Source organism: Deinococcus cellulosilyticus NBRC 106333 = KACC 11606 (assembly GCF_007990775.1).
GTDB lineage: Bacteria > Deinococcota > Deinococci > Deinococcales > Deinococcaceae > Deinococcus_C > Deinococcus_C cellulosilyticus.
In genome coordinates, this window is sequence record NZ_BJXB01000016.1 from 1 (window position 1) to 25252 (window position 25252).

26 protein-coding genes and 1 tRNA gene are annotated in these 25252 nt (G+C 56.6%); 7 read left to right on the forward strand and 20 right to left on the reverse strand.

Going from position 1 to position 25252, the window contains the following annotated elements; genetic code table 11:
• From DC3_RS17035 to DC3_RS17090, 12 genes are all read right to left on the reverse strand, one after another.
• The coding region (locus tag DC3_RS17035) for a hypothetical protein (protein WP_146886405.1) at positions 1 to 589 on the reverse strand (589 nt) is incomplete at its 3' end.
• Between the two features lie 56 nt (positions 590 to 645).
• Complete coding sequence (locus DC3_RS17040) at positions 646 to 1065, reverse strand: hypothetical protein (protein ID WP_146886407.1); 420 nt, start codon at positions 1063 to 1065, stop codon at positions 646 to 648.
• Between the two features lie 37 nt (positions 1066 to 1102).
• Positions 1103 to 2953, reverse strand: a complete 1851-nt coding sequence (locus DC3_RS17045) for a PAS domain S-box protein (protein ID WP_186816094.1) — start codon at positions 2951 to 2953, stop codon at positions 1103 to 1105.
• 167 nt (positions 2954 to 3120) lie between these two features.
• Positions 3121 to 3420 carry a hypothetical protein gene (locus tag DC3_RS17050; protein WP_146886411.1) on the reverse strand — a complete coding sequence of 100 codons (300 nt, stop codon included), beginning with the start codon at positions 3418 to 3420 and terminating at the stop codon, positions 3121 to 3123.
• A gap of 199 nt (positions 3421 to 3619) precedes the next feature.
• Positions 3620 to 4636 (reverse strand): ABC transporter ATP-binding protein, encoded by a 1017-nt coding sequence (locus DC3_RS17055; protein ID WP_146886413.1) that lies wholly within the window; start codon positions 4634 to 4636, stop codon positions 3620 to 3622.
• Entirely contained in the window at positions 4633 to 5649 is a 1017-nt protein-coding gene (locus DC3_RS17060) for an ABC transporter ATP-binding protein (protein WP_146886415.1), read from the reverse strand. The genes DC3_RS17055 and DC3_RS17060 overlap by 4 nt, the downstream gene beginning before the upstream one ends.
• A gap of 295 nt (positions 5650 to 5944) precedes the next feature.
• Positions 5945 to 6166: a preprotein translocase subunit SecG gene (secG, locus tag DC3_RS17065; protein ID WP_146886417.1), complete on the reverse strand. Its 222-nt coding sequence runs from the start codon at positions 6164 to 6166 to the stop codon at positions 5945 to 5947.
• 22 nt (positions 6167 to 6188) lie between these two features.
• Positions 6189 to 6271, reverse strand: a tRNA-Leu gene (locus DC3_RS17070).
• 248 nt (positions 6272 to 6519) lie between these two features.
• Positions 6520 to 6990: a hypothetical protein gene (locus DC3_RS17075; protein WP_146886419.1), complete on the reverse strand. Its 471-nt coding sequence runs from the start codon at positions 6988 to 6990 to the stop codon at positions 6520 to 6522.
• 188 nt (positions 6991 to 7178) lie between these two features.
• Positions 7179 to 7589 carry a preQ(1) synthase gene (gene queF / locus DC3_RS17080; protein ID WP_146886421.1) on the reverse strand — a complete coding sequence of 137 codons (411 nt, stop codon included), beginning with the start codon at positions 7587 to 7589 and terminating at the stop codon, positions 7179 to 7181.
• Between the two features lie 6 nt (positions 7590 to 7595).
• A complete protein-coding gene (locus DC3_RS17085) occupies positions 7596 to 8819 on the reverse strand; it encodes a transcription antitermination factor NusB (protein ID WP_146886423.1) in 1224 nt (407 codons plus the stop codon).
• 108 nt (positions 8820 to 8927) lie between these two features.
• Entirely contained in the window at positions 8928 to 9197 is a 270-nt protein-coding gene (locus DC3_RS17090; RefSeq protein WP_146886425.1) for a stage V sporulation protein S, read from the reverse strand.
• Positions 9198 to 9659: 462 nt separating this feature from the next.
• Between DC3_RS17090 and DC3_RS17095 the strand changes: the two genes are divergently transcribed.
• Positions 9660 to 14141, forward strand: coding sequence for a glutamate synthase-related protein (locus DC3_RS17095; protein ID WP_146886427.1), 4482 nt, complete (start codon positions 9660 to 9662; stop codon positions 14139 to 14141).
• 66 nt (positions 14142 to 14207) lie between these two features.
• Here the strand turns inward: DC3_RS17095 and DC3_RS17100 are convergent, their stop codons facing one another.
• Both DC3_RS17100 and DC3_RS17105 read right to left on the reverse strand, forming a co-directional pair.
• Positions 14208 to 15914 carry a protein kinase domain-containing protein gene (locus DC3_RS17100; RefSeq protein ID WP_146886429.1) on the reverse strand — a complete coding sequence of 569 codons (1707 nt, stop codon included), beginning with the start codon at positions 15912 to 15914 and terminating at the stop codon, positions 14208 to 14210.
• A gap of 110 nt (positions 15915 to 16024) precedes the next feature.
• Positions 16025 to 16882: a leishmanolysin-related zinc metalloendopeptidase gene (locus tag DC3_RS17105; RefSeq protein WP_146886431.1), complete on the reverse strand. Its 858-nt coding sequence runs from the start codon at positions 16880 to 16882 to the stop codon at positions 16025 to 16027.
• Positions 16883 to 17151: 269 nt separating this feature from the next.
• Here DC3_RS17105 and DC3_RS17110 point away from each other — a divergent pair, with 269 nt between their 5' ends.
• The 3 genes from DC3_RS17110 to DC3_RS17120 are packed head-to-tail and all read left to right on the forward strand — an operon-like array spanning position 17152 to position 18110.
• Complete coding sequence (locus tag DC3_RS17110) at positions 17152 to 17535, forward strand: hypothetical protein (protein ID WP_146886433.1); 384 nt, start codon at positions 17152 to 17154, stop codon at positions 17533 to 17535.
• Positions 17536 to 17538: 3 nt separating this feature from the next.
• A complete protein-coding gene (locus tag DC3_RS17115) occupies positions 17539 to 17742 on the forward strand; it encodes a hypothetical protein (RefSeq protein ID WP_146886435.1) in 204 nt (67 codons plus the stop codon).
• Entirely contained in the window at positions 17739 to 18110 is a 372-nt protein-coding gene (locus DC3_RS17120) for a hypothetical protein (protein ID WP_146886437.1), read from the forward strand. Before DC3_RS17115 ends, DC3_RS17120 begins: the two co-directional genes overlap by 4 nt.
• Before the next feature lie 56 nt (positions 18111 to 18166).
• On the opposite strand, the gene DC3_RS17125 is transcribed toward DC3_RS17120, so the two are convergent.
• Positions 18167 to 18805, reverse strand: a complete 639-nt coding sequence (locus DC3_RS17125; RefSeq protein ID WP_146886439.1) for a cysteine hydrolase family protein — start codon at positions 18803 to 18805, stop codon at positions 18167 to 18169.
• A gap of 384 nt (positions 18806 to 19189) precedes the next feature.
• On the opposite strand from DC3_RS17125, the gene DC3_RS17130 reads away from it, so the two are divergent.
• The gene (locus tag DC3_RS17130; RefSeq protein ID WP_146886441.1) at positions 19190 to 19438 is read left to right on the forward strand and encodes an NAD(P)H-dependent oxidoreductase subunit E; all 249 of its coding nucleotides are present in this window, start codon (positions 19190 to 19192) and stop codon (positions 19436 to 19438) included.
• Positions 19439 to 19546: 108 nt separating this feature from the next.
• Positions 19547 to 21718, forward strand: coding sequence for an HzsA-related protein (locus DC3_RS17135; RefSeq protein WP_146886442.1), 2172 nt, complete (start codon positions 19547 to 19549; stop codon positions 21716 to 21718).
• Between the two features lie 162 nt (positions 21719 to 21880).
• Here the strand turns inward: DC3_RS17135 and DC3_RS17140 are convergent, their stop codons facing one another.
• Positions 21881 to 22429 carry an HD domain-containing protein gene (locus DC3_RS17140; RefSeq protein WP_146886444.1) on the reverse strand — a complete coding sequence of 183 codons (549 nt, stop codon included), beginning with the start codon at positions 22427 to 22429 and terminating at the stop codon, positions 21881 to 21883.
• A 95-nt stretch (positions 22430 to 22524) separates the two neighbouring features.
• On the opposite strand from DC3_RS17140, the gene DC3_RS17145 reads away from it, so the two are divergent.
• Positions 22525 to 23145 (forward strand): DUF305 domain-containing protein, encoded by a 621-nt coding sequence (locus tag DC3_RS17145; protein ID WP_146886445.1) that lies wholly within the window; start codon positions 22525 to 22527, stop codon positions 23143 to 23145.
• A 77-nt stretch (positions 23146 to 23222) separates the two neighbouring features.
• Here the strand turns inward: DC3_RS17145 and DC3_RS17150 are convergent, their stop codons facing one another.
• The 4 genes from DC3_RS17150 to DC3_RS17165 all read right to left on the reverse strand — a co-directional run bounded on the left by DC3_RS17150 (position 23223) and on the right by DC3_RS17165 (position 25247).
• Positions 23223 to 23654, reverse strand: a complete 432-nt coding sequence (locus DC3_RS17150; RefSeq protein WP_146886447.1) for a hypothetical protein — start codon at positions 23652 to 23654, stop codon at positions 23223 to 23225.
• Positions 23651 to 24235 carry a ferric reductase-like transmembrane domain-containing protein gene (locus DC3_RS17155; protein ID WP_186816095.1) on the reverse strand — a complete coding sequence of 195 codons (585 nt, stop codon included), beginning with the start codon at positions 24233 to 24235 and terminating at the stop codon, positions 23651 to 23653. Before DC3_RS17155 ends, DC3_RS17150 begins: the two co-directional genes overlap by 4 nt.
• 12 nt (positions 24236 to 24247) lie before the next feature.
• Positions 24248 to 24691: a DUF1775 domain-containing protein gene (locus tag DC3_RS17160; protein WP_146886451.1), complete on the reverse strand. Its 444-nt coding sequence runs from the start codon at positions 24689 to 24691 to the stop codon at positions 24248 to 24250.
• Positions 24692 to 24803: 112 nt separating this feature from the next.
• Positions 24804 to 25247, reverse strand: coding sequence for a hypothetical protein (locus DC3_RS17165; protein WP_146886453.1), 444 nt, complete (start codon positions 25245 to 25247; stop codon positions 24804 to 24806).
• Positions 25248 to 25252 lie beyond the last annotated feature (5 nt).

Here is a 25252-nt window from a genome sequence, read left to right on the forward strand (position 1 = left end):
CCCCATTCACTTTGAGGGGTTCGCTGAGGCTGCTGGTGATTTCTGCCCAGCCGCGAATGGTCCCCTGACCATCGGCCACATCCAGGGTGTATCTGGGTTGCCAGCTGATGGCACGAGAAAGGTAGCGAAGCTGCGGAGCCTGACTGTTCTGAACGCTAAATTGGTACTGCGTGGTATTTGAGATGCCCACGTCTGGCGGCAGCTTCTGGTATTCCAGGGCAGCTGTGGGGGCCCTGAAGTACCAACCTGTTTTTCCATCCTGAATGAGAACCTGATTCCCTTCGTATTTCACCAGCGTCCCTTCTCTCAGCTCGCTGCCACTTCGAACCCCGACGGTCAGTCCGATCAGGCTGTCGTATCCATTCTGGGTTTTCTGGGACACCTGATACCGGGTGACCTCTGCCCCCAGGAGATCGAGGGACCTTGGAACAATCTGGCAAAGGTCTGAAGGGGTAAATTCCAGTGTCACCTGGTTGTCTTTGACCTGAGCAGCTTCAATGATTTCTGCAAAACCAGGGTAAATCCGCAGCTCAGCAGCCTGCGCAGAGGAGAAAAGCAGCAGCAGCAGCATCAAAATGTGTTTTTTCATACTTTTAGCTTAGAACCCTGTGGGTGAGGATCATGCTTTTTAGGTGAGAAACAGCTTCAGCTGACAGGTGCATTGCGCAGAAGCAGAGCATGCTGTTCCTGAATGTCTTCCAGCTCTTCGCGCGCTTCATCCTCGGTGTGCCGGTTGCTCCTGAGTCCCTTGCTGACCGCACGCAACTGACCTGCACATGCCTCTGCAGTGGTCAGACGCTCGGTCAGTCGGGATTGCTGGATCATGGTGGTGCACAGGGTGGAAAGCAGGGTGAGCAGGCTGACTGCACCACAGGTGAGGGTCCATCCGGTTTTCCCCTCTCCCACGATGGCCCCCTGCTTGATGGCTGCATATGTGGCAATGGCCGTTGCCAGAAACCCGGCAATGGAACTGACCGTGGTGAGTGTGTTGTAGGTGCGGCGCATGCGCCCGATCAGGCTCTGAACGAACTGAAGGTATTCCCGGATGCGGTCACTTGTGGTCATGCTTTCCTCCCCTGAAGTGCTCCTTCCAGTTTAAGCTTCACTTCAGGAGAGGGAAGGTGACAATCGCCGTTGTCCCCACTCCAGGCTGGCTTTCCAGGCGGATCTGGCCCTGGTGCTCCTCCACAATCCAGCGGGCAATGTTGAGCCCCAGCCCGGTGCCTCCAGGGTCAGTCATCCCCTGGGCAGTGTTGTCTGCCCGGTAGAAACGGTCAAAGACATGCTTGAGGTCTTCTTCACCGATGCCAATTCCGGTGTCTTCCACACGCAACTCGATGTGCTTTTCACCGGACAGCAGGTGTACCGTGACCGTGCCACCATCAGGGGTGTACTTGATGGCGTTGCTGACCAGAATGACCAGCAATTGCTTCAGGCGGTCCGGGTCGCCCAGCACCAGACAACTGTCCAACTGTCCCAGAAGCATCTGGCGACGGCCTCGGGTGCGCTCCAGCTCCCGGAAGGTGTCCTGCACGAGCTGGTCCAGACGCACATCGTCTTCAATCATGGGCAGATCAGCGTTGCCTTTGGCCATGCCCAGCAGGTCCGTCACCAGACGACCCAGACGGGTGGCCTCACGGTGGCAGTCCTGCAGAATTTCCAGCTTTTCTTCTTCAGGGATGTCCTTGAACCGCAGAAGCACTTCCAGGTTGCCCTGAATGCCCGCCAATGGGGTCTTGATCTCGTGTGAGGCCTCCGAGACAAAGCGCTTCTGGGCTTCCATCACACGCAGCAGTTGCTGTTCACTGTGCCTGAGGGCCTCTTCGATGGCCTTGCGGTCCGTGATGTCCAGGCTTGCGCTGAGGGCGGTCAGGGCCTGGCCCTGGGCATCTCTGGAGAAGATGGTGGTCTTGCCGTAAATCCAGCGCCAGGTGCCATCCCTGTGCTTCATGCGGTACTCCCGCTCAATGACTTCGCCCTCGGCCAGCAAAGGCACCGACTGGTAATGCTGGTAGGTGGCAGGAAGGTCCTCGGGTGGGAACAGTTTGACCACTTCGGCTTCCCCCATGCCCTCAAGTTCTTGCAGGGTATACCCGATCACCTGTGCAGCATAGTTGTTTGAAAAGACTGTTTTTCCAGTCTTCAGGTCACGCAGGCCAATCACTGCAGGAACCGCCTCGGTGATGCGGCGCAAGAACTCCTGGTTCTCTTTCAGTTCCTGTTCCGCCATCTTGCGGGAAGTGACATCCTGGGTGGTGCTCCCCACCCCGATCAGGCGACCATCACGCGACTTGACCGGGAAGTAGGTGACCTGCCAGTGAGGGGGTTTTTGGCCTTCCGGTGCATGCCTGCCTTCAAATTCAACAGGAGGCAAAGCTTCCTCTGTGGCAATCACCTGATCGATCAGCGGTTTCACATGCTGGTAGGTGTCAGGGAAAAGTTTTTGCAGGTGAGCATTTTCGTACTCGGAACGTGAATAGCGGGTTCCCTCAATCAGTCTGGGATTGACCAGTTTCATCTGATAATTGAGATCCATCAGGGCCATCCCAACAGGCACATGCTCAATCAGGGCCTGCAGCACTTCATGCCCATCATCAAGGGCTCGGATCACACCAAGCCAGGCCACCACCCGTGACTGGTCCATCACAGGACTGACCTGAACCCTGTACCACTGGTAGGCGTGGCTCTCCTGCATCACCCGAAAAGTGAGACTGAATTCCCGGTCGGTCTGCAGACCCTGTTCAAACGCTTCAGTGAGCACCATTCGATCTTCGGGATGAAGCACACTCTGCTGTTCCTCACGGGAGCGTTCCACCACGGGAAAGGTTTCACTCAATTTGCGGTTGTACACGTATTCCCGGCCGTCCGGTGTGACCATCCAGGCGGGTTCAGGCAGGGCATGCAGCACCTGGGTGACAGGAATGTGGTCTAGGGTCCTTTGCTCTGGGATCATTTTTTCCTCGGGGTTACACGTGCATTTCAGACAGTGTAGGCGAAAAGCGCAACCCATGCTACGCCGAAGACTGGAGATGGGCCAACATGAAGATTCTTAAGGCCCGAAACCGATCCGAAAAACACAAAACACCCCGGAACAGGTCCGGGATGTCGAAAGGCAGGGGTTCAGTTGAGGACCAGAGCCACAGGCTCGGCTTCTTCCAGACTGTGAAAGACCAGAGAGTTGTTGCGGGTGGGCACAAAGGAAACGCGGGTTCTGACCCGGATGTGGCGGATGTGCTCGTTCATGTCGGTGCAGGGTCCAGTATAGACCCAGTAGTAGGCTTGCTTCAGGGCTTCGAGTTTTTCCCCTTCTGGGAGAGCGATCTCGCCTGCAACGATTTGCATGCTGCCTTCACTCCCGAGCATCTGCACTCTGCCAGTAACCGGGATACCGTTGATCGTTCCGAGGTGCTGCTGAATCACAACAGAAGTGTAACTGTATTTCACCTGAAGAACTGTGTGAACTGTTGCCATGATCTCATCTCTGCACCATCAAGCACAGAAAGTGAGCACCAGACGGCACTTGATCCAGGATTCATGAAGATGCCACTACGGGTTTGAGCATCCTCTCAAAAACAAAAAACTGGAGGGTTTTCCCCTCCAGCACAGAGTTCAAGCCGTTTTACAGAATGTCGTCGCGGATGCAAGCTTTAAAGTGCCCGGGGGTCACTTCACGCAGGTCAGGGACCTTGGTGGCGCACTCAGCAATGGCATAGCGACAGCGGGTGCGGAACACGCAGCCACTTGGCGGATTGATGGGGCTGGGGATGTCCCCTTCCAGAATGATGCGCTCACGCTTCACTGTGGGATCTGGGATGGGGGCTGCACTCAGCAGGGCCTCGGTGTAAGGGTGCTTGGGGTTCTGGTACAGTTCGCGGCTGGTGGCAATCTCCATCACGCGGCCCAGGTACATCACGATCACCCGGTCACAGATGTACTCCACCACAGCCAGATCGTGTGCGATGAACAGCACAGTCAGGTTCATTTCCTGCTGCAGATCCTGAATCAGGTTCACCACCTGTGCCTGAATGGACACGTCCAGTGCAGATACGGGCTCGTCAGCGACAATGAAGCTGGGGTTCACAGCCAGAGCGCGGGCAATCCCGATGCGCTGACGCTGGCCCCCGGAGAACTCGTGGGGGTAACGGCGCATGTGCTCGGGGAGCAGACCCACGCGTTTCAGCAGGGTGCCCACGCGCTCGGTGCGCTCCTGGGGAGTGCCAATGTGGTGGATCTGCAGGGCCTCACCGATGATGTCGGCAACGGTCATGCGGGGGTTCAGGGATGCGAAGGGGTCCTGGAAGATGATCTGCATCTTCTTGCGGTACTCACGCATCTGGGACTTGCTCAGTTTGGTGATGTCCACACCCTCAAACTTCACTTCACCGCCGGTGGGTTCGATCAGACGGAGGATGCTGCGGCCCACGGTGGTTTTCCCGGAACCGGATTCGCCCACCAGACCCACCACTTCGCCCCGTTTCAGGCTGAAAGACACATCGTCTACGGCCTTGACGTTGGCCACCACGCGGGACAGGATTCCCCCACGGATGGGAAAGTACTTCTGCAGGTTCCTGACTTCCAGCAAAGGCTGGTCTTTGCTGGTGAAGGACATGTCCTTCTGGGGTGCGTTCTGGGTCATAGTTCTCTCCAGCGGATGCAGCGGGACATGTGCCCGTTCCCGGTGTTTTCGAGGGGAGGCACAGCCTTGTTGCAGTCCTCAACCATGAATTTGCAGCGGGGTGCAAAAGAGCAACCCGGGGGCAGCCTCAGGGGGTTGGGAACGTTGCCGGGAATGGCTTCGAGCTTGCGCTTGGTGCCCGTGTCTTCGGACTGGTAGTCCACCCGGGGAATGGAGTTCAGCAGGCCCATGGTGTAAGGGTGCTTGGGAGCTTTGAAGATCTCCACCACATCCCCTTCTTCCACCACACGGCCTCCATACATGACCACCACACGGTCGGCCATCTCGGCGACCACACCCAGGTTGTGGGTGATGAACAGGATGCTCATGCCAATTTCTTTTTGCAGTTTGCGCATCAGGTCCAGAATCTGGGCCTGAATGGTCACGTCCAGAGCAGTGGTGGGCTCGTCGGCAATCAGGAGTGCAGGATTGCAGCTGAGGGCCATGGCGATCATCACACGCTGGCGCATCCCCCCAGACATCTGGTGGGGGTACTCGTGCACGCGCTTGCGGGCTGCGGGGATGCCCACGAACTCAAGCATCTGCACGGCCACTTCCAGAGCGTCCTTGCGGGTCTTGTTCTGGTGCAGCATCACCGCTTCGGCGATCTGGTCACCGACGGTATATACAGGGTTCAAGCTGGTCATGGGTTCCTGGAAGATCATGGAAATGTCGTTTCCACGGATCTTGCGCATGGTGGCTTCGTCCAGCTTGGTGATGTCTTTCTGGGTTTTGTCCTTCCCGGTGAAGAGGATCTCCCCTTCCACAATTTTGCCGGGAGGGCTTTGAATGAGTCGCATGATGGAGAGACTGGTCACCGATTTGCCGGAGCCCGATTCTCCCACCACAGCGAGGGTTTCGCCTTTGTTGATGTGGAAGGTCACCCCGTCCACGCTCTTGACGACTCCTTCGTCCGTGAAAAAGTACGTCTTGAGGTTATTAACAGCCAGCAAGACGTCGCTGGTTGCAGCCATGATTCCTCCTACTTTTGCTTGCGGTGTTGAACTGCACTTCCGATCATCATAACAGGATTTTCTGAAATGTATACACAGCAGGCAAACTCTTTTCGGGCACATCTTAACACGAAAAGGACGCAGTGCAACATCCTGCATTTTTGATGCTCTGGCAGCTCAACTTTTCTCTGTGCATCCGGTTTTTCCCCAGGTGTTCAAGAGACACAAACCTGAGGTGCAGGGGCTGAAGAAAAAGCACAAAAAAACCACCCTTGCGGGTGGCTCAAAGGGTTCAGACCGAACCTTCAGGCCAGGATCATCTGGCGATGAAGTTGAGCACCAGGGCAAGCACCATGAACAGGCCGCCAAAGATGCTGGTCATGCGGATCAGGCCACCTTCAACGCCCTTGCCGCCGAACAGGTCAGAACCGCCGCCCATGCCACTGGACAGACCGGACTGCTTGGGGGTCTGAAGCAGCACAAACAGCACCACCCCGAGGGCAGCAACAACATAAAGAATGTAGACCAGAATCTGCATGTTTCCTCCGATTTTCTGCGTGTGGTGCCGGGGAGGGGACTCGAACCCCTACGGTTTCCCGCTCGATTTTGAGTCGAGTGCGTCTACCAATTCCGCCACTCCGGCGCAACAGGGAGTTTAGCACTGCATGGCCCAAAAGTCAAGAAATCCCGTCTTCATGGGGGTTTTCCGGAGCGGTCAGCGGTCAGCGATCAGCAGTCAGCCTTCCAATGTGACCTCAGTTTTTGATGCATAAATGAAAGGGGAGTGTCCATCGCAAATGATCCCAGCAAAGCTGGTTATGTACAGACCTCCTGCAAGCGCAAAAGCCAATGGTGTTTTTGCTGATGGCTGACCGCTGATGACTGATCGCTTTACAGCATCTGGCTTGGACGGGGCAGGTTTTCCTCCTCAGGGTCTTTTTCCCTGTGGTAGATGATGCCCTCGTTTTGTCTGGCAATGTCCTGCACGCGAGAGATCTGGATGCTGGTGTCCGTGACCACCACCAGCATGAGTACCGCATCCTGCAGCATGTGGCTGTAGAAACCTGCCTCTTCTTTGCTGTAACCCAGAGCAATCAGGGCCTCATGGAAACTGGTGGATGAAACATTTTCCAGTCGATCTGCAAATTTGCCTGTGACGAATAAATTCTGCCAGGTCTTTTCGGTCTGGACAGGAATCCCAAAGTACTGTTCCTGCTGCAGGCTCAATTTCTGGTGCTCTGGAGCCACCAGTGAAATGTATCCCGCGGGAATGGCCTGATCGATCAATTGTTGAATGGCTTTCTGGGCCTGGCCCAGGTCTTTGAATACAGCAGTCACGGAGCTCATGTGGTCGGTTTTCATCCGCGTCTCCTTTCACGGGTCCGAGGGCACGCCCTGCAGACTTCACTCTGTCAGTATGGCAGTGCAGCTTGAAACCACCTTGAAGGAGAGGTGATTTTTCTTAGGCAATTCCTAAGGGGCTGTACAGGCTTTCCTCAGCAACAAAAAACCCGGGTCTCACAATGGACCCGGGACCCAAAACAGGCGGCTTACCTCTTCAGTTCACTGACTGCAGTGATGCTGATGCCCCCTCTGGGACGCTGAATGAGTTCCACACGCACAGCATGGGGATTCAGGGCCTCAAAGAAGTCTCTGGCAATTTTGTCCGACAGGTGCTCACAGAAGATGCCTGCATCTCTGAGCCCCTGGAAGTACAGCTTGACACTTTTGCTTTCCACACAGGCCTCGTCTGGCCAGTAAGTCAGTTTGCAGCTGTAGAAATCTGGCTGACCTGTCACGGGACAGTGGGCGTAGATCTCCTCTGTATATAAGGTGACTTCTTTGAGGTTCTTGCTTTTGGGAGAGGGGAAGACCTCAAGTTTGCCTTCACCGTCTGTGACCTTGCGGCCCAGCATGGTGAGGTTCTCGACAAGTTGGGGGTTGTTGTGCTCTTCAGACATGCCAGCTCACTGTACCTTAACCAGACGGGAAACAAAAAAACCATCGACACCATTGACTGGAACTGTGCGGGTTCCAACGGCTGTTTTGACGGAGGGAACAGACAGATCAGGGGCTTGGGCCTGAAACTCTGGGTGGTTCTTCAGAAATTCCACAATGACCTCTTCAGATTCCTGAGGAAGCACACTGCACACGCTGTAGACCAGTTCTCCCCCATCGGCCACAAATTTGCTGCTTTCTTCCAGCAGGGTTTTCTGCAGGTCACTCATTTCCTGGGCGTATTCGGGGGTGATGCGGAGTTTGATCTCCGGGTGGGTGCGCAACGTACCAGAGCCTGTGCATGGAGCATCCAGCAGGACTTTGCTGTAGGTTCCCAGGTTTTCAGGGGATCTCAAATCTGCAGTTTTGAAGGTGACCTTCTGGCCGAGCCTTTCAGCATTTTGCCTGCCCTGTTCTGCTTTTCTGGGGTCAAGGTCCACACTGGTGACCCTTGCGCCTTTTTTGGCCAGAAACGCGGCTTTGATGCCTGTCCCACCTGCAAGATCGAGCACTTCCCTGTTCATCACTTCGCCCAGGGCTTCAATGACACTGTAGGAGGCGGGGTTGATGGGCTGCGCCTGACCTTTTTGATAGGCTTTGGTCTTCCTGAGGGATCTGGAGAGGACCACCTTGTCAATCTGTCCGATGCCCGGTTCCACCAGGGCTTCTTCCTCTTCGAGTTGCCTGACCCCTTTGTCGGAAAGCCACAGCCAGAGCGGACTGGGTTGCAGCAAGTCCTCAACCACAGCTTCCCATTGTTCTGGATAGGCTTTTTTGTACTCTTCCAGCAGCCAGTCTGGAAGGCTGTAGGTTGTTTCTTCTGGCAACTGGACTTTCCTCAGGACAGCATTGACCAGCCCTCCCAGCCTGGGACTGTGTTTTTTTGCAATTTCGGTGTACTCATTGACCACCGCATGGGGAGGGGTCTCCAGAATCAGTTTTTCAAATGCACCGAGCAGCAGGATCACCCAGGTTTCACGCTGGGGCTTTTTGTTGAGGAGGGGCAGCAGGGCCTTTTCCAGGGTCTGTGCATGACGCAATGTTCCATACACCAGATGGGTCATCAGGCCTGCATCTGAAGAACTGATTTTTGCATTCAGGGCCTGATCGAGCAGGGGGGCAGCGTAGGCCCCATCGAGCACCTGCTTCAGGATTCGCACTGCGAATGTTCGCGCAGGATTGACGGATGACATAAAACCTCCAGCGCTCCATTGTAACAGGCGCTGGAGGTTCTGTTTTCCATCAAACCCTGCAATTGAAGTTCAGGGCAGGTGAGGCGGTCCGCAAGAATTCTGTTGCAATCAGGCGGTTTTGACGACTGTGATGGCAAAGCGAACTGCAGTGCGCTCTTCGTCTTCCAATTCCAGTTTGACAAACGAAGGCTGGGTGGTGAGATCAAGGTTTTCCGGCTGAATGTAACCCCTGGCAATGGCGATGGCTTTGACGGCCTGGTTGACGGCAGCAGGACCGATGGCCTGCACTTCGACTTCTCCTTTGGTGCGGAGTAATGCCGCAATCGCCCCAGCAACAGCATTGGGTCTTGATTTACCGGATACGCGTAACGTTTCCACGAAGTACCTCCGCGATGATGCAGACCTTAACGACGAAGTTTATACCCTAATTTAATATATTTCACACTTAATAGCAATTTGATGATCACACCGGAAAACTGCGCTGATAGCGCCACTTCTGGCCCAAATGGGTTTTTCACCTACCTGTCACCCCCGGAGAACGTACGATTTTTTACTTGCCCAGACACACAAAAGGTATTAGAGTAAGAACGTCAACCTAACCCGAGGTTCCCTCGCTTGCCAGAGAAGCAAATGGTGCGCTTTAGACACGCAGCTGCTTCTAGGCAAGCGATTTGCGTACGTTTGACACATGTGTATAATCATAAATCACATTGATGGCAGTCTACCGAGTCTGTAGCAACACCCAAAACCCCTGTTCAGTACATGGTTCCCAGTTGCCTCCAGACAAATTAGACCCCCCGCTACGCCTAAGGAGGAACGATGAATCACTCGGGTAAGAATATGCATCACTCTGAAAGTCTGTACCGACAGGCCGAGCGTCAAAGACTGGAACCGGACTTCCCCGGCCTCTTTGATGAGATGGAACACGACGCCTGCGGTGTGATTGCCAGCATCCGCAAAACCGGTGAAGCGACCCACGGAAACATCGTCCGCACCCTCCAGGCACTGGCCTCGATGGCCCACCGCAGCGGTGAAGTGCGTGGCGAAGGTGACGGATGTGGCATCCAGACCGACATCCCCAGAAAAATCTGGGAAACCTACCTTGTAGAATCCAAACTCGACGGGAACCTGGCCTACACCCCCGAGTTTTTTGTTGGACATTTCTTCATTCCCCAGGGCCAGAATCCCCGCGAACTGCTCGACGCCCTGCGCGTTGCAGCCAGCAAGTACGGCGCCCAGATCCTGCTGGAGCGTCAGGGCAACACCTACACCCCTGCTCTTGGCCCCATCGCCAAACTGACCGAGCCTGTGTTCATTCAGGTGGCCGGTCTGGTGCAGGGCGAGGCCGCCTGGGATCGTGAATCAAAGCTGTTCGCCCTGGGTCTGGAACTCGAGAAAACCCAGCCTGTGCACGTGGTGAGCCTCAGCAGCTTCTCCACTGTATATAAGGTGCGCGGCAGTGCAGAAATCCTCGGGCGCTACTACCCCGAGCTGAACCTGCCCGAGTTCGTGTCCGTGATCTCCATCGGGCACAACCGCTACTCCACCAACACCCTCTCCACCTTCGAGCAGGTGCAACCCTTCTCGATGCTGGCCCACAACGGCGAGATCAACACCATTGACCGTCTGCGCCGTGAAGGTGTGCTGCTGAACATCCCCCTCACTGGTGGTTCTGATTCCCAGGACCTGAACCGCGTGATGGCAGGCTACATCAACACCCGTGGCCTGAGTCTCCTGGAAGCTCTGGAATCTGTGTTCCCCCCCATCCTCCACGAGGTCAAAGGCTTCAGCGCTCCTCTGCAGGACACTTACATGGGTCTGCGCCTGACCGGTGGTCCTCTGGCCCAGGGTCCTGCCGCCATCATTGCCCGTTACAGCAACGAGTGCGTGTTCTCCGTGGACGCTCTGGGTCTGCGCCCCCTGTGGTTCGGTGAAACCGAGAAGGAATACTTCTGGTCCTCCGAGCGCGGTGTGATTCCCCTCGGCACCATGGTCTCCGATCCCCAGCCTTTCTCCCCTGGTGAAAAGTGCGTGGCCATCGTGGAAACCGGCGTGTCCGTCAAGATCTACGCCAACGAGAACGTTCAGCGCCTGACCCTGGAGCGCGTGCACGCCAAGAACGCCCAGTTGAATGGTGCCCGTGAACGCATCCCTGGTCCCCACTGGGAAGCAAAAGACCAGACCCTGCCCGAGATTCCTGCTGCTGCCAAGGCTGCATTCGGCTGGGACAAGTGGGATGAGAACTACGTCGATTCCATCGTGGAAAAAGGCGTGGAGCCCATCTCCTCCCTGGGCTTCGACGGTCAGATGCCCGCCCTGCGTGAAGAGAAACCCAACCTCGCCGAGTTCTACAAGGAAACCGTGGCCGTGGTGACCAACCCTGCCATCGACCGCGAGCGTGAAATCGAGCACTTCTCCACCCGCCTGATCACCGGTCGTCGTCCTCTGCCCGGCAGTGCAGAAGGCCACAGCGTTGAACTGCTGACCCCTGTGCTGGCTCCCACTGCAGCCCTGGCGAAGAAGCACGGCACCCTGACCATTGCCAGCCTGGAAGCCGAACTGAAAACCAGCTTCGTGGTCCCCAGCCTGAAAGCCGACGAGTCCATCAAGGACGCTCTGGCCCGCCTGAAGGCAACCGCCCAGGAAGCTGCCAGAAGTGGCGCTGAACTGGTCGTGGTGGACGACACCAGCCTGTACCAGAACGGTGAAGCGGCCCTCGACATCATCCTGTCTGTGGGTGCCGTCGAGAAGGCCCTCACCGAACTGCGTGACGAGGAAGGCATCTCCCTGCGCCGCAAACTCGGCCTGGTGGTGCGCTCCGGTCAGGTCCGCAACCTGCACGACATTGTGCTGCTGGTCGGCCTGGGTGCCGAAGGTGTGGAACCCACCCTCATGTACGTGCTGAACCCCGAAGAAACCGCCCAGGACAAACTGATTGGCGGTCTGACCAAGGGTGCAGAGAAGGTCATGAGCACCATGGGCATCCACGAGCTTCGCGGTTACGGCCACATCTTCTCCAGCCTGGGTCTGAAAGACGACCTTGCCAACGAGATTGGTGTGCGCAACTTCTGGGGCTCCAGAGACAAGGGTTACGGACTGACCGAACTCGAAGCCACCATGAAGAAGCGCCTCTCCAAATTCCAGGCCGGACAGGCCAACCTTGAGCGTGATGTGCGCTTCAACCCCCGTCTGTTCAAAGCGGCATTCCAGCTCTCCAACGGCGAAATTGCCCCCGAAGACTACTCGGCCCGCATCAAGGCTCTGGAACTTGAAATGCCCCTCGCTGCCCGTCAGCGTCTGGAGTTCAACGCTCCCGAAGGCACCCAGGCCGTCGATCCCGAAACCGTGGACCTCGCCGTGGGTGGTCAGTCCCTGCCCTTCGTGATCAGCGCGATGAGCTTCGGGTCCCAGAACGAAACCCCCTTCCGTGCCTATGTGGAAGCTGCAAAGCGCCTCAACATCATCGCCATGAACGGTGAAGGTGGAGAGATCCCCGACATGGTCAACAAGTACAACCACTGGCGTGGACAGCAGGTGGCCTCCGGACGTTTCGGTGTGTCCTCCAGAATGCTGAACTCCTGCGCCGTGATTGAGATCAAGGTGGGTCAGGGCGCCAAGCCCGGTGAAGGTGGACACCTCCCCGGCAAGAAAGTGACTGCCAAAGTGGCTGCTGCACGTCACGCTGTTCCCGGCGTCGACCTGATCAGCCCTTCCAACAACCACGATGTGTACTCCATTGAGGACCTGGCGCAGCTCATCGAAGAGCTGAAGACCGTGAACCCCAATGCAAAGATCGACGTGAAGATCCCTGTGGTTCCTGGCGTTGGCACCATCGCTCTGGGTGTTGCCAAGGCAGGCGCTCACATCATCACCCTCTCCGGCTTTGAAGGCGGTACGGGTGCAGCTCGTATGCACGCCCTGAAGTACGCCGGGATGCCGGTCGAGTTCGGTGTGCGTCAGGCCCACAAGATGCTGGTTGCCGCAGGCATGCGTGACAAAGTGGAACTCTGGGCTGATGGTGGTGTGAAAACCGCACTGGACGTGGCCCGTCTGGTGGCCCTCGGTGCCAACCGCACTGGCTTCGGAACCCTGTCCATGGTCGCCATCGGCTGCACCATCTGCCGTGGCTGTCAGCTGGACACCTGCCATGTGGGCATCGCCACCCAGGTCGAAACCAAGGAGCAGGCCGACGCCCACCACATGAAGCGCTGGGTGCCCCGCGAACTGCCCCGCGAAGTCGAACGCCTGACCACCTTCTACACGGCCCTCGGCGAAGAACTGAAGAAGATTGTGGCAAGCCTTGGCCTCTCCAGCCTGCAAGAACTGGTCGGACGCACCGAATTCCTGCAGTACATGGGTGGCGAAGAACTCGACATGAGCGACGTGCTCTCCCCCGTCGAGCAACCCGCCGGATGGGCCAAACTGGGCCGCCGCGTGGTGCACAAGCCCCTGAACTACATGACCAAGATGGTCAGTGACTGGGTCGCAGACGTTCTGGACGAAGAGGAAATCATCTACCGTGATGGTCCTGTCGCCAGCACCGAACGCGCCCTCGGCACCCACCTGGTGGGAACCCTGCAACGCAAGACCAAGATCAACACCAAGCGGGTGAAGCTGCACTTCGAAGCCGGTTCCATCCCAGGAAACGGACTGGGTGCGTTCAACAACGCTCCCGTGGAAATTCTGGTTGACGGTGGTGCTCAGGACGGCGTGGGCAAATCCTCCCTCGGCGGCAAGATCACCGTGCTCAAAGGCAGAAACCACCAGGGTCAGCGTGTGGACGGCTCTGTGGGCAAATCCTTCGCCTATGGTGCCATCGGCGGACGCTTCCTGCTGCAGGGCAACGCAGACAGCCGTTTCTGCGTGCGTCTCTCTGGTGCTGACGTGGTGCTTGGTGGAGAACTGCGCGGACCCGTGGACGACTCCCTCGGCATGATCGCCACCCGCGCCAACGCCAAGGGCTTCGCCTTCGAGTACATGACTGCAGGCCGCGCCGTGGTGGTGGGCGATCCCGGACCCTGGATCTGCTCTGGCATGTCCGGTGGTGTGATCTACACCCGCTACGCTCCCGACAAGGGCCTCGATGATGCCGCCCTCAAGCGCCGTCTCGCCAAAGGCTCCAGCGTGGTTGTGCTTCCCCTCAACCCCCAGGGCATGGCCGACATCCGCGAACTGCTCGGGGATTACCATGACGCCCTGATTAAAAGCGAACAGCACGGTGCTGCACGCCGCGTGGCCGAGCTTCTGGTGGACCCTGCACAGCACTTCAGAATGATCATTCCTGCTGCACAAACTGTGGACCAGACGGTGGCCACAGAGTAAAGCCGCACCTCGCTCTTGCTTGTTAATGCTTCGCTTTCCTCCCCTGTCACGCAGGGGAGGATTTTTTCAGTCGTAAAAAAAGAACACCTTCCCCTGAAACTCGTTGCCCAGTGCCAGAGGTGTGTCCACCCGGATGGTGTATTCCAGTTCTCCAGCAAGACTGGTCAGGTCCAGGGCAAAGGGCAATGGAAAATATTCATTCCAGTCTCCATAAGTGATTTTGACATCTCCTCTGGCTCCTGCAGCGTCAAAAATCAGGTGGTCTCCATTCCGGGCGGTGGTGTCCCTGAACCGGACATCCATGAATGCACCACTGGCGTACTTCTCGATGTGCACCACAGGGATCTTTTTGTAGGTGGGTTTGTTGTTCAGGAAAGCCCGCTGTGACCTGAGCCGGTGGTCATGTACGGATGCATCTTTATACGCTGCATCAATGAGGTCCACGTACCCCACAACCCTGGCATCCCTGCCATGGTAAAGCTGGTATTCAAGTGCTGAGTACTGCTGGGGAATGTGGTCCAGATCAACTTCCAGCGGAAGATCGAACATTTCGATGTCATGGGTGCGCTCTCCATCGTTGCGAATCCAGCGGATGGACACGCTGTCCTGATCAAAGCCCCTGGATTTGAAGGCCAGCCTGAGGATGCCATCTTCAACCTCCACCACAGATTCGGTGTCGTAATCGTAGTGAAAACCCTGCTCTCTGGCATACAGGGGCGCTTTGAGGGGCTTTGAAATCAAGGCGTAACGCCGACCAGAACGGGAAAGCAGGCGTTCATCTGCAGGAGGGGCAGTAGGCCGCAGGGGAACTTCTGGAGTGTTCTTTGAAGCGGGATTGCCCACTGCAGCAGGTTGAGGTCTGGAGGGCATCTGCAACCATTCCCGCATCTGGGCAATGCTCTGTGGGCGGTCCTCGATCTGCAGGGCCAGGGTCTTGTGGACCACCTGAGCCAGCAAGGGATCTGTGCCTGCAGGAAGGGGGGGCAGCGGCATCCCATTGATTCGGTCAAGAACTGCAGGAGGCGGGGCCCCAGTCAGGGCGTGGAAGATGGTGGCACCCAGTGCATACAGGTCGGTGTAGGGTCCCACTTTGGCGGAGGTGGCATACTGCTCCAGTGGGGCATATCCGACGGTGACCAGACGGGTGTGGTTGCTTGCTTTGCCTGCGGTGAAGGTTCGCACCGAGCCGAAATCGATCAGCACGGTGCGGCCACTGGTGGTCAGGTAGACGTTCTGGGGTTTGATGTCCCGGTGCAGCATGTTCTGGTCGTGGAGCACTTTGAGGGCATCCAGCAAGGGATAGAGAATGTCCAGAACCTCCCGGGAAGAGAGGGAACCTCTGGTCTCGATGCGCTTGCCCAGGGTTTCTCCCTGCAGGTATTCCATCACCAGATAGACGGTGTTGTTTTCCTCAAACACATCAAAGACCCGCACGATGTTGGGGTGCGAGAATTGACCGAGCTTTCGGGCTTCATCCAGGAAGCGCAGTTTTTCATCGGCAAATTCAGTGTGGGCAGGTGCAAGCACTTTTCCAGTGTTGCCCCGGGCCATGCCTTCCATGAAAAGTTCCTTGATGGCCACAGGCATCTTGAGGATGGTGTTGGCCCCCAGGTAGGTGATGCCAAAGCCTCCCTGTCCAAGCACCCTGCCCACAGTGTATTTGCCCAGTTGCAGGCGGGTTCCCACTTTCAACTGGGATTGCAGGGGCATGCCACAACTCGGGCAGACGCGCATGTCGTCGGTGATGGGTTCATTGCAACTTGGGCAGTTCATGGTCTGAAAACAGTGTAATCAGAGTCTGTGACCACCGGAGGTGTGAAATGCTGCGATTGCTGGACACAAAAAAGAAACCCCGGCAAACCGGGGCTGGAGATTTTTGAAGATCAGTTGCCTCTGTACACCTGGGGAACAGTGGGAAGTTCGATCAGCTCATGACCATGCTCGTCGATGCCCTGACTGGACACCAGAGGGAGAGCGTATGCGTCTGCGGCATTGTAGTTGACCCGGTAACCCAGGTCTTCGAGGGCACCCACCGTGACCTTGCTGAGGGGCATGGCTCCCATGTTCACAAACCCGGTCATCAGTTCGTTCTTGAAGAGGGCTTCACTCCAGTGGCCGCATTTGGTGCCTGCACTGTACTGGTTTTCCACAGGAACATTCCCGGTTTTACCCAGAAGCAGGTACTGGGATTTTGCTTTCAGGCCTCCAAAGGAAACCAGGCTGGCCTTCAGGCAGTCGCTGCCTCCGTTGTGGGAGATCATGCTGTTCCAGAGGGTCCCAATGCCGAGCACATGGCCCATCTCGTGCAGGATGACCCCTTTGAGGGTGCCGTTCTGTTCCATCATTTTCAGGTCGGCAGCGTCGAACTCCATGATGCCGGTGATGGGAAGGTTGCTGCCATTGCGAAGAAATTCGGGACCTGCACGTCCCAGAATTTTGCCTGCTCCGTCAATGGTGATTGCAGTTGCAGTGATCCTCAGGTCATCAATGGTCTGCCCGTTCATGGTGACATCGGGAAGTCCGGCAGTGATCACCTGGGACCAGCGACTGGCGGCCTCTTGAAAGGCGGCTTTCTGGACTGTTGTGAGTGAACCATTGGGAAACACCAGGGTGATGTTGAAGGCATCACTGGTGTTGGGGGTGGTGGGCTGAGCAGTAACGCTTGGAACGCTGGTGGAACCACAGGCACTCAGGGCAAGAAGAAGGGAAAAAGCAGCGCCGATAAGGAAGGGGGTTTTCACGGGGGCCTCCTTTAGGCTGAACGATATTCAGTATATGGATCTGCTCTCACCAGAATCTTTCAGCTGAACTTCAGAATTGTTAACGCGCGTTTATCCTGGCCCTGAACCGCTTCAGACAGAGGAATTGACCTCCAGATCCTGCAATAAGGGTTCTCCCCTATACTCTGCTGCTGGGTTTGTCTGAATACTGCGTTTAGACCACACATCAGCGAGAAAGGACAGTTCTACCGATCTGCCCCGGGTTCTGTTGTGTCTTCTGAGGAGGAACGATGGCCATCACCACGACCACCACCGACACCCTGCCCCACATCCCCAGCAGTGCCTCTCCTGTGACTTCAGCCACTCCACCCACGGAGAACCTGAGCATTCACTCGGGCAGCTTCAGTCTGTTCGGTCCGCTGCAGATCCAGTACACCCTGGACCTCGACACCCTGACCATTGATGCCAGTTTGCATGCCTTCGGGATGCAGGTGGCAGGAGGCGAGCTGTCCGTGCTTCATCCTGCACTTGACCTCTCAGGGAATTACCATTTTGCCAGGTGGGACATCAAGCTCTCGCTTGATGTGGCCCAGAAACAGCTGGACCTGTCTGGAGATGCCTGCCTGGAAGCCGCCGGATGCAAATCCTTTTCGATTACACTGCTGAAATGGTGACTTATGGGAGCTGCTGAAGAAATCATAAATATGGTGGTCAGCCTGATGGGCCTCAAACAGGGAGGCTCGTTCCAGCAGGTGCTGCAGATCATTGCCAACACGGCACAGAGCAAAGAGATCCTCACCGATGAAGAGCGCATCCAGATTCAGGAGAAGATCCAGAGTGCGCTTTCAGAAGCTGGCCTGCTCAAGGGGCACAACCTATGAAAAGGGCACTGCTCGGCTTTGTGGCTGCGGTGATGGTGGCATGTGCACCAGCGCAACAGGCCACCACAGACGTGATTGACAACACCTTCGGGGATGACGCCACCATCGCTTTTGTGCAGGGTGGGGTGCAATTCAATCCGGGCAGCAAACCTGCCCTCGGGGTGATTGTGGTGTTGCAGGGCCAGAGCCTCAAAGCGCTGGATGCCAGCAGCCCATGCAAACCCAATACGGACAGCACTGAACTCAGTTGCGAGCTTGGAGATGTCAGCGCTGCACAGACCATAGGGGTTTCTGGCCAGAATGTGACGGCATCTGCCAGTTACAGAAGGACAGGAAGCAACAGGGTCTATCTGGAAGTTGCCAAGTAATATTCAAACAACAAACAAGAGCCCAGGACATCCTGGGCTCTTCGTGTTTTAGAACTTCAGTACCCTCTGCTGGCATCCACCAGTTGCTGGCCTTCCAGCGCACCCAGCAGGTCCTGAGAGGTGACCGGGTGGGAGAACATGGGGTAGTCTTTTTCAATGGCCACCCGCTGTTCCTCTTCACTGGTGGCGGCCACGCAGTCGGTCAGGGTCAGCACGTTGAAGCCTTTTTCATAGGCAGTACGCATGGTGCTTTCCACACAGCAGTTGGTCAGGAAGCCTGCCAGAGCCACATTCTGCAGGCCTCTGGAGCGCAGGATGAAATCGAGGTTGGTGCTGGAAAAGGCGCACAGACCGCGTTTTCCTTCGATCACAATGTCACCCTGCTGGGGTTTCAGATCGTCAATGATCTCTGCTCCCCAGGTGCCCTTCACGAAGGCATTGTTGTCCACGACCCCTTTGAGGATGCCGTAAGGCTGAGGGTTCAGTTCTCCGTAACCAGGGGCGAAAGAAATGGGAGCGTGAATGATCGTAACCCCCTGTTCCCGGGCCTGCTGAACCAGGGCTCGGGTGTTGTCGAGCATGTGCGAGGACTCCATGACGCCTTGCACAGCCCCATGCAACGCTCCGCCGGGGGTGGTGAAATCGTTCTGAAATTCGATGAGGACAAGGGCCGTCTTGCTGGGATCTAACTTCATCTCTGGCCTCCCATGTTGAATTTTTGAAACGAGTTCATTTTAACACTCCACGGTCAGGTGCAGGTCTGACCTGGGGATTTCCCGCAGGATGGGGAGAAGAGCACTCCACAGCCGATGTCGACGCAGAAAGCCATCCGCTGTCCGCACAAAAACGGGTTTGCTCACATCAAAGCCAAAAAAGGCTGTCCTGCCCTCGAGACCACCTCAAACTTTCTGTTGGCCTTGCTGCCAGAGCATCAAAAATCCTTTGCTGAAAGCCGATGGCTGATTGCTTCTTCCACATGCCCTGGTGATGTTCAGTTCTGACTCAGAAAAGTGGCTGAAGCTGTCCCGGCATCGAAGGGAATCTGCTAAGCTGTTTAAGGCTTTAAAGGGCCTACCGCTATGATTCGACTCGAACTGTGCACCGATCACCTGGACCCTGACACTCGGGAAGCCATTCTCGAAGTGATTTATGAAGAACTGCGCATTGGCCCTGGCATGGTCACTGCAGATGGCGACTTTGAACTTCTGCTGAGAAAATGCGGGGAGAGCAGTGAAGACGCCCCATATTTCAAGATCAATGATGCCCTGTTTGCACACGTCACGGCAGACCGTGTGCGCCAGCTTGTTCGTGCCCGAAAACGCCGATAAACCCCAGGCTTCACCGTTCTCAGGCACCTCTTGACCGGGGTGCTTGCTGTCACACCAGCTGAAACATTTCTGAGTGTATGCTGAGGGATCACAGTGTGAGGTGGTCCGATGAAACGACGCTACTTGTGGATGCTCAGTCTGCTGCTCTGGTCCTGCCAGAGCACCTCAACAGGTCAGCCCCCTGTCACCCCTCCAAATCCACCGCCGCCTCCAACGTCTGCTGGCCATCCGATTCTCTTCATCACACAGGTTCCTGTCCGGCCTGATTTCACCACCATTGGCTCGACATTTGGGAACCATCTGGCAGATGTGCAGAGCGCGACAAGAGGTGGAGACCTGTGGATCAGGTACCCTGACGGTACCCTGAAAAACCTCACCAAAGCTGCTGGATATGGCATGGAGGGTTTTCAGGGGGCCAGTTCCATTGCCGTGCGTGATCCCAGTGTGCACTGGGAGGGCAAAAAGGCCCTGTTCAGCATGGTGGTCGGGTCGGTCACCAAACAGTACGAGGTGAAGACCCACTTCTGGCAGATCTACGAGATCACCGGACTGGGCAAGAACGAAACCCCCAAAATCACCAGGGTTCCGAACCAGCCTGCAAATTACAACAACGTCTCCCCCATTTATGGCACCGATGACAGAATCATCTTCACCACAGACCGCCCCAGAAGTGGGGAGGCCCACCTCTACCCACAACTCGACGAATACGAAGAGGCTCCAACGGTCACGGGACTGTGGTCACTGGACCCCTCAAACGGAAACCTGAAGCTGCTCAACCATGCCCCAAGTGGAAACTTCACCCCGATCATCGACAGCTTTGGTCGGGTGGTGTTCACCCAGTGGGACCACCTGCAACGGGACCAGCAAGCCGATGCGGACACTTACGACAGTGCAGATTATGGCACGTTCAATTACACCAGTGAAGCTGCAAATGCAGGCAAAACCACACGCAAGGAGGTTTTCCCCGAACCCCGTGCTGAAGAGGAGGCAAAAGGAACCAACCTTGACCGTCACACCTTCAACCAGTTCTTCCCGTGGTCCATTCATGAGGATGGAACCGAGGGTGAGGTGCTGAACCACCTGGGACGCCATGAACTGCATGGTTACATCGGGCGCAGTTTCAATGACGATGACAGCGTCATCGAGTACTACGGTCAGTACAGCAGGGTGAACCAGAACCGGCTGGAAAGCTTCTTCCAGATCAAAGAGGACCCCACACATCCAGGCTGCTATGTGGGCATCGATGCACCTGAGTTTTCCACGCACGCTTCCGGGCAGGTGCTCAGCCTCTGTGCCCCTCCTGGCAAGGCTGCCGACAGCATCAGCGTGACTTACCTGACCCACAGGGACACAGCCAGTTATACTGAACAGGGCAAAACCCCATCAAGCAACCATTCGGGCCACTACCGTGACCCTCTGGTGCTGCAGGACGGCACCCTGATTGCTGCACACACCAGTTACACCTATGCAGAAGCCAACAGCGGAAACAGCAAGTACGATTTTCGCCTGAAGACCCTCAAGAAAAACACCAGTGGGTACTTCGTGTCAGACCAGCCTTTGACCTCGGGAATTCAGGAGAGCATCACCTACTGGGACCCGGACAGGAAAATCAGTTACTCCGGTCCGCTCTGGGAACTGCAGCCTGTGGAGGTCAAAAGCCGCCCACGTCCCACGAAATTGCAGGCAAAGCTTCCTGCCCCGGAGAAGAATGTCTTCAGCAAAGCAGGGGTCGATGTTGCTGCCTTCCAGGCGTACCTGAAAGCCAACAACCTGGCCCTGGCAGTGGTGCGCAATGTCACCACCCGCGACCGACTGGACAAACAGCAACCCTTCAACCTCAGGGTTCCAGGGGGCGTGCAAAGTGCCACAGCCTCAGGCAAAGTGTACGACGTGAGCTTCCTGCAACTGTTTCAGGCCGACCAGATTCGCGGCCTTGGAGGCATGGCAAGCCCGAAACCCGGACGGCGCGTTCTGGCCCAGGAATTGCATGACGCATCAGCCCTGACGGCCAATGGTGGAAGCAATTTCATTCAGGTGGCAAAAGATGGCTCTGTGGCGGCCTTCTTTCCTGTGAATCGGGCCACCACCTGGCAACTGACCGATCCCAACAAGCAGGGCGTGGTCCGGGAAAGGTACTGGCTCACCTTCCAACCCGGTGAGATCCGGGTGTGCTCCTCTTGCCATGGACTTTCTTCCAAAGACCAGATGGGAAGAGCAGAACCCATGAACGAACCCCAGGCGCTTTACCAGCTTCTGGTGAACTGGAAAGCAAAACAGTGATGCATTTGAACCCCTGATCACAGGGCATGAATTGAAGGTGTGCAGTTCACAGCGAGTTTCCATGTGTCATCCGGGCTCGCTGTGAACTGTCTTGCCCTGACCACGTGCTTGCGGGACGGCCCGCGTCGCACTGGGCGCTGTGAACTGTCCACTGTTGCCTTCTCAGAACAACCGGGTGATGGCATACCAGAGGTTGTCTCTGGCCTGCTTCTCAAAGCGGTCAAAGAAATAATCGGTGATGTAGATGCGTTTGCGGCTGTAGAAACTGAGCAGCACCTGCTTGCGTTTCACGGCGTAAACCAGTTTGGGGACGTAACTGTACTCCTGCCTGATCTGATCGTTGTACTCCAGAAAGCGCTCCCTGGGCTGCCCGAAGATGCTGAGGTCGAGGTCCAGCATGTGGGCCTCAATGGGGTACTGGGGTTCATCGCCGTGCTTGGTGACCAGAATCAGACGTTCCACCTGGTGGATGATGTTGCTGGGGTACTCAAGTTCTCGCATCCAGGAGGTGAAGAGTTCTGCGCTTTTCTCCTCGTTGTCGTTGCGCTTCGGGTCATAGACCAGATCGTGGCCCCAGATGGCGAATTCAATTTCATGTTCGGTGATGCGCGCCTCTTTCATCAGGGCCAGCATCTCCTGGATGTGGGTCAGGTTGTGGTATGCCCGGTGGGGTTCGTTGAGGTGAGGCAGGCATCGGTCGAAGAGTTCCATGCCTCATCATAGCGGGCCTCCCCGCTTCCTTATCTGAAACTCACCTGAGCGCAGCAGAATATGGAGGAAAAGTGCTGTAAACGGAGGATTCGATTTTGAAGACCACTCAAGCCACATTGTTTGCCGTGTTGACCCTGCTTGCTGGAGGGGCTGGAGGGTACCTCCTGAAAGCACAGCAGTCCCAGCCCACTGCCGCAGATGTGGTGTTCGCCCAGGACATGATGACCCACCATTCTCAGGCGGTGGACATGGCCAACCGCATCTATGTGAGGCTGCTGGCAGAGCAAAAACTCTCCCAGCAGGATGAATTCATGAAGTACCTGTCTTATGACATCATCACCAGCCAGAGCAACCAGAATGGACAGATGCTGGGCTGGCTCTCCCTTTGGAACAAGCCCGCCACCAATCCCAGTCCGATGGACATGCAGGCGATGGGCATGGCCACGCCAGAACAGGTCGCGGCCCTGAGCTCCCTGCCCCTGAATGAGGCCAAAACCAGCTTTCTGCAGCTGATGATCCGCCACCATCAGGGCGGTGTGATGATGGCCGAAGATGCCCTGAAAAGTGCCCGAACGGATGTGGTGAAAAACATGGCCCAGCGTGTGGTGCAGGCACAGACCAGCGAAATCGAGGGCATGAAATCCATGCTGGAGAAACTCAATGCTGAGCCACTGCCCGATCTGGAGGACATGCCAGGCATGGAACACGGTCACTGAGGGTTCAACACCCCGTGGAAAAGAAGCCAGGGCTCGCGTCCTGGCTTCTCCTTCCATGTTGGCGAACCACCCACGCTTCAGTGGCTGTGGTCGTGGCCATCTTCCGAGCCACCTGTGCCCTCTGCCCGCACCACCCACTGGAGGGTGAAGGCATTGAACTCTGCTCCAGCCTGGGGTTTACCAGACAGAACCAGGGTGTAGGCTCCACTGGCTGGGAACTTGATGGTGGCTTTCAGGTGGTTTTTGTCGGTCAGGAGTTTCGGATTGCTCTGGGCTTTGGCCCCTTCCTTGTAGGCCCCCGCATAAACCTTGAGGGTGCAGAGGCAGTTTTTCAGGGTGATGGGTATGCCCCCTTTCTGGTTCACTTCAAACCACGTGACGTTGCTTCCCACCACGGGAGCATCGTCGGGTTCGATGTGGATCAGGGCACCCACGTTTCCATCTTTCTCAATGTCATGGGCCAGCACCGGAGTGAAGCCCAGAAGCAGCAGGAGAAGCCATTTTTTCATGCGGTTTTTTCCTTTCTGGTACGCCAGACGAAGAGGACAACGGTCAACAGGATCAGCAGAACGGAGGTCCATTTCAGGGGGTCCAGACCAAAGTGCACGCCCATCCAGAGGGTGTGAGCAAGGGCCATCAGTGTGAGGGGTGGACCCAGGCGGTGCAGGGTCTTCCAGTGTTTGCCCATCAGGCGCATGGCGGTGTTTGTTGAGGTGAGGGTGAGGGGAACAAAGCCGATCAGGGCCACAATCCCGGCCCAGGTGGCCCACCAGTCCGGTTTGCTGAGAAATGCCATGCTCTCCCAGTCCCCATCAAAGACCGCCTGATAAGCAAGCCAGGTGTGAATCGCTGAGAAGACAAAAGCAGAAACCCCCAGCATCCTGCGCTGCCTGAGCAGTTTCAGGGGTCGGGCGACCAGCACCAGCAGCAGACAGGCCACAGCGAACCACCCGTACACCTCACTCTGCCTCTGCTCGAAAGTGTGGGAGTTCTGGGTGTAAAGCGCCCTCAGGACCCCCTCTGAAATCAGAGGGAGGCCCAGCAGCAGTGCCCAGCAGGAGACGGTTCTTGCAGAGGTTCGGGTGGTCATGAAAGCCCGCATTTACTTCAGGGTGGTCTTGCTGGCAGGGGTGTCTGCAGAGGAATCATCCCAGGCCACGGTGGTGCCATCTGCGTAGGTCTGGTAGACCTTCCAGCTCAGGGTTCCCGTGCCTGCAGGATTGGTGGCACTGAAGAAGAACCGGGCAAATTCCATGGGTTCCAGATTCCCGGTCCAGGTCACTGACGTGACCCGACCATTGGCATCTTTTTCCATCGTGCGGGTCCAGCCTGGAAGCTGCAGAAAGCGGGTGATTTTGACCCCATCGGGAATGAGCATGCGGATCTGGGTGGTGGCGCTGTCTTTCTCTACGGGAACCTGCAGACGGTAGGTTTCGGATTTTCCGGCGAGGCTCTCGGTGGCTCCGGATTCGGTTTTGACGGTGGCGTGGGCGAATGCAACAGAAAGCAGCAGCGCAAGGCTGACAGAAACGATTTTTTTCAACATGTTGACCTGTCCTTTGAAGATGAGCGTCTGAAGATGAAAGAGGGCATCAGGATGCACCTGCCCACAGCCCTGTGGCTGCGCGACACAACAGGTGGACGATACAAATCAGAATTCAGGAGGACAGGTGAACAGGGGGTCCGCGCGCTGTGGCCCGCAACAGATCTGCCAGATACTGATCTGGAACCAGTCTGGACATCTGGAACCCTCCCCGGATGGGCACAGGCAACACAAATCCACCCGGCACTTCAGAGACCATTGGCATGCAACAGGAGCAGTCGTGGTTCTGGTGTTTTCCTGCAGGGATCGATGTGGAGCCAGCGTTGGATTCCGTTGCTGACTCAGCCGTCTGGTGCCCATTGTGGTTTGATGCCCCACCCTGATGGTCATGGGACCCATGTTGATGCACCGCAGGCTCAGATTGCACCTCAAGGGGATTGCAGGCCATGTGGTGGTCTGGGGACACAGCCATCAGCAGTTCGTGTTTCTGGTGCAGAGGGACCTGCATCAGAAACAGCAGTGCTGCCAGAAGCTGTAGGGTGCTGGACCACCTGAGCATGCTGG

Excerpts from the sequence above, each read along its gene's own strand:
- DC3_RS17040 (WP_146886407.1), bottom strand. The coding sequence starts at position 1,065 with ATGACCACAAGTGACCGCATCCGGGAATACCTTCAGTTCGTTCAGAGC.
- DC3_RS17045 (WP_186816094.1), bottom strand. The coding sequence starts at position 2,953 with ATGATCCCAGAGCAAAGGACCCTAGACCACATTCCTGTCACCCAGGTG.
- DC3_RS17055 (WP_146886413.1), bottom strand. The coding sequence starts at position 4,636 with ATGACCCAGAACGCACCCCAGAAGGACATGTCCTTCACCAGCAAAGAC.
- DC3_RS17060 (WP_146886415.1), bottom strand. The coding sequence starts at position 5,649 with ATGGCTGCAACCAGCGACGTCTTGCTGGCTGTTAATAACCTCAAGACG.
- secG (WP_146886417.1), bottom strand. The coding sequence starts at position 6,166 with ATGCAGATTCTGGTCTACATTCTTTATGTTGTTGCTGCCCTCGGGGTG.
- DC3_RS17075 (WP_146886419.1), bottom strand. The coding sequence starts at position 6,990 with ATGAAAACCGACCACATGAGCTCCGTGACTGCTGTATTCAAAGACCTG.
- queF (WP_146886421.1), bottom strand. The coding sequence starts at position 7,589 with ATGTCTGAAGAGCACAACAACCCCCAACTTGTCGAGAACCTCACCATG.
- DC3_RS17085 (WP_146886423.1), bottom strand. The coding sequence starts at position 8,819 with ATGTCATCCGTCAATCCTGCGCGAACATTCGCAGTGCGAATCCTGAAG.
- DC3_RS17095 (WP_146886427.1), top strand. The coding sequence starts at position 9,660 with ATGCATCACTCTGAAAGTCTGTACCGACAGGCCGAGCGTCAAAGACTG.
- DC3_RS17100 (WP_146886429.1), bottom strand. The coding sequence starts at position 15,914 with ATGAACTGCCCAAGTTGCAATGAACCCATCACCGACGACATGCGCGTC.
- DC3_RS17110 (WP_146886433.1), top strand. The coding sequence starts at position 17,152 with ATGGCCATCACCACGACCACCACCGACACCCTGCCCCACATCCCCAGC.
- DC3_RS17115 (WP_146886435.1), top strand. The coding sequence starts at position 17,539 with ATGGGAGCTGCTGAAGAAATCATAAATATGGTGGTCAGCCTGATGGGC.
- DC3_RS17120 (WP_146886437.1), top strand. The coding sequence starts at position 17,739 with ATGAAAAGGGCACTGCTCGGCTTTGTGGCTGCGGTGATGGTGGCATGT.
- DC3_RS17125 (WP_146886439.1), bottom strand. The coding sequence starts at position 18,805 with ATGAAGTTAGATCCCAGCAAGACGGCCCTTGTCCTCATCGAATTTCAG.
- DC3_RS17130 (WP_146886441.1), top strand. The coding sequence starts at position 19,190 with ATGATTCGACTCGAACTGTGCACCGATCACCTGGACCCTGACACTCGG.
- DC3_RS17135 (WP_146886442.1), top strand. The coding sequence starts at position 19,547 with ATGAAACGACGCTACTTGTGGATGCTCAGTCTGCTGCTCTGGTCCTGC.
- DC3_RS17140 (WP_146886444.1), bottom strand. The coding sequence starts at position 22,429 with ATGGAACTCTTCGACCGATGCCTGCCTCACCTCAACGAACCCCACCGG.
- DC3_RS17150 (WP_146886447.1), bottom strand. The coding sequence starts at position 23,654 with ATGAAAAAATGGCTTCTCCTGCTGCTTCTGGGCTTCACTCCGGTGCTG.
- DC3_RS17155 (WP_186816095.1), bottom strand. The coding sequence starts at position 24,235 with ATGACCACCCGAACCTCTGCAAGAACCGTCTCCTGCTGGGCACTGCTG.
- DC3_RS17160 (WP_146886451.1), bottom strand. The coding sequence starts at position 24,691 with ATGTTGAAAAAAATCGTTTCTGTCAGCCTTGCGCTGCTGCTTTCTGTT.
- DC3_RS17165 (WP_146886453.1), bottom strand. The coding sequence starts at position 25,247 with ATGCTCAGGTGGTCCAGCACCCTACAGCTTCTGGCAGCACTGCTGTTT.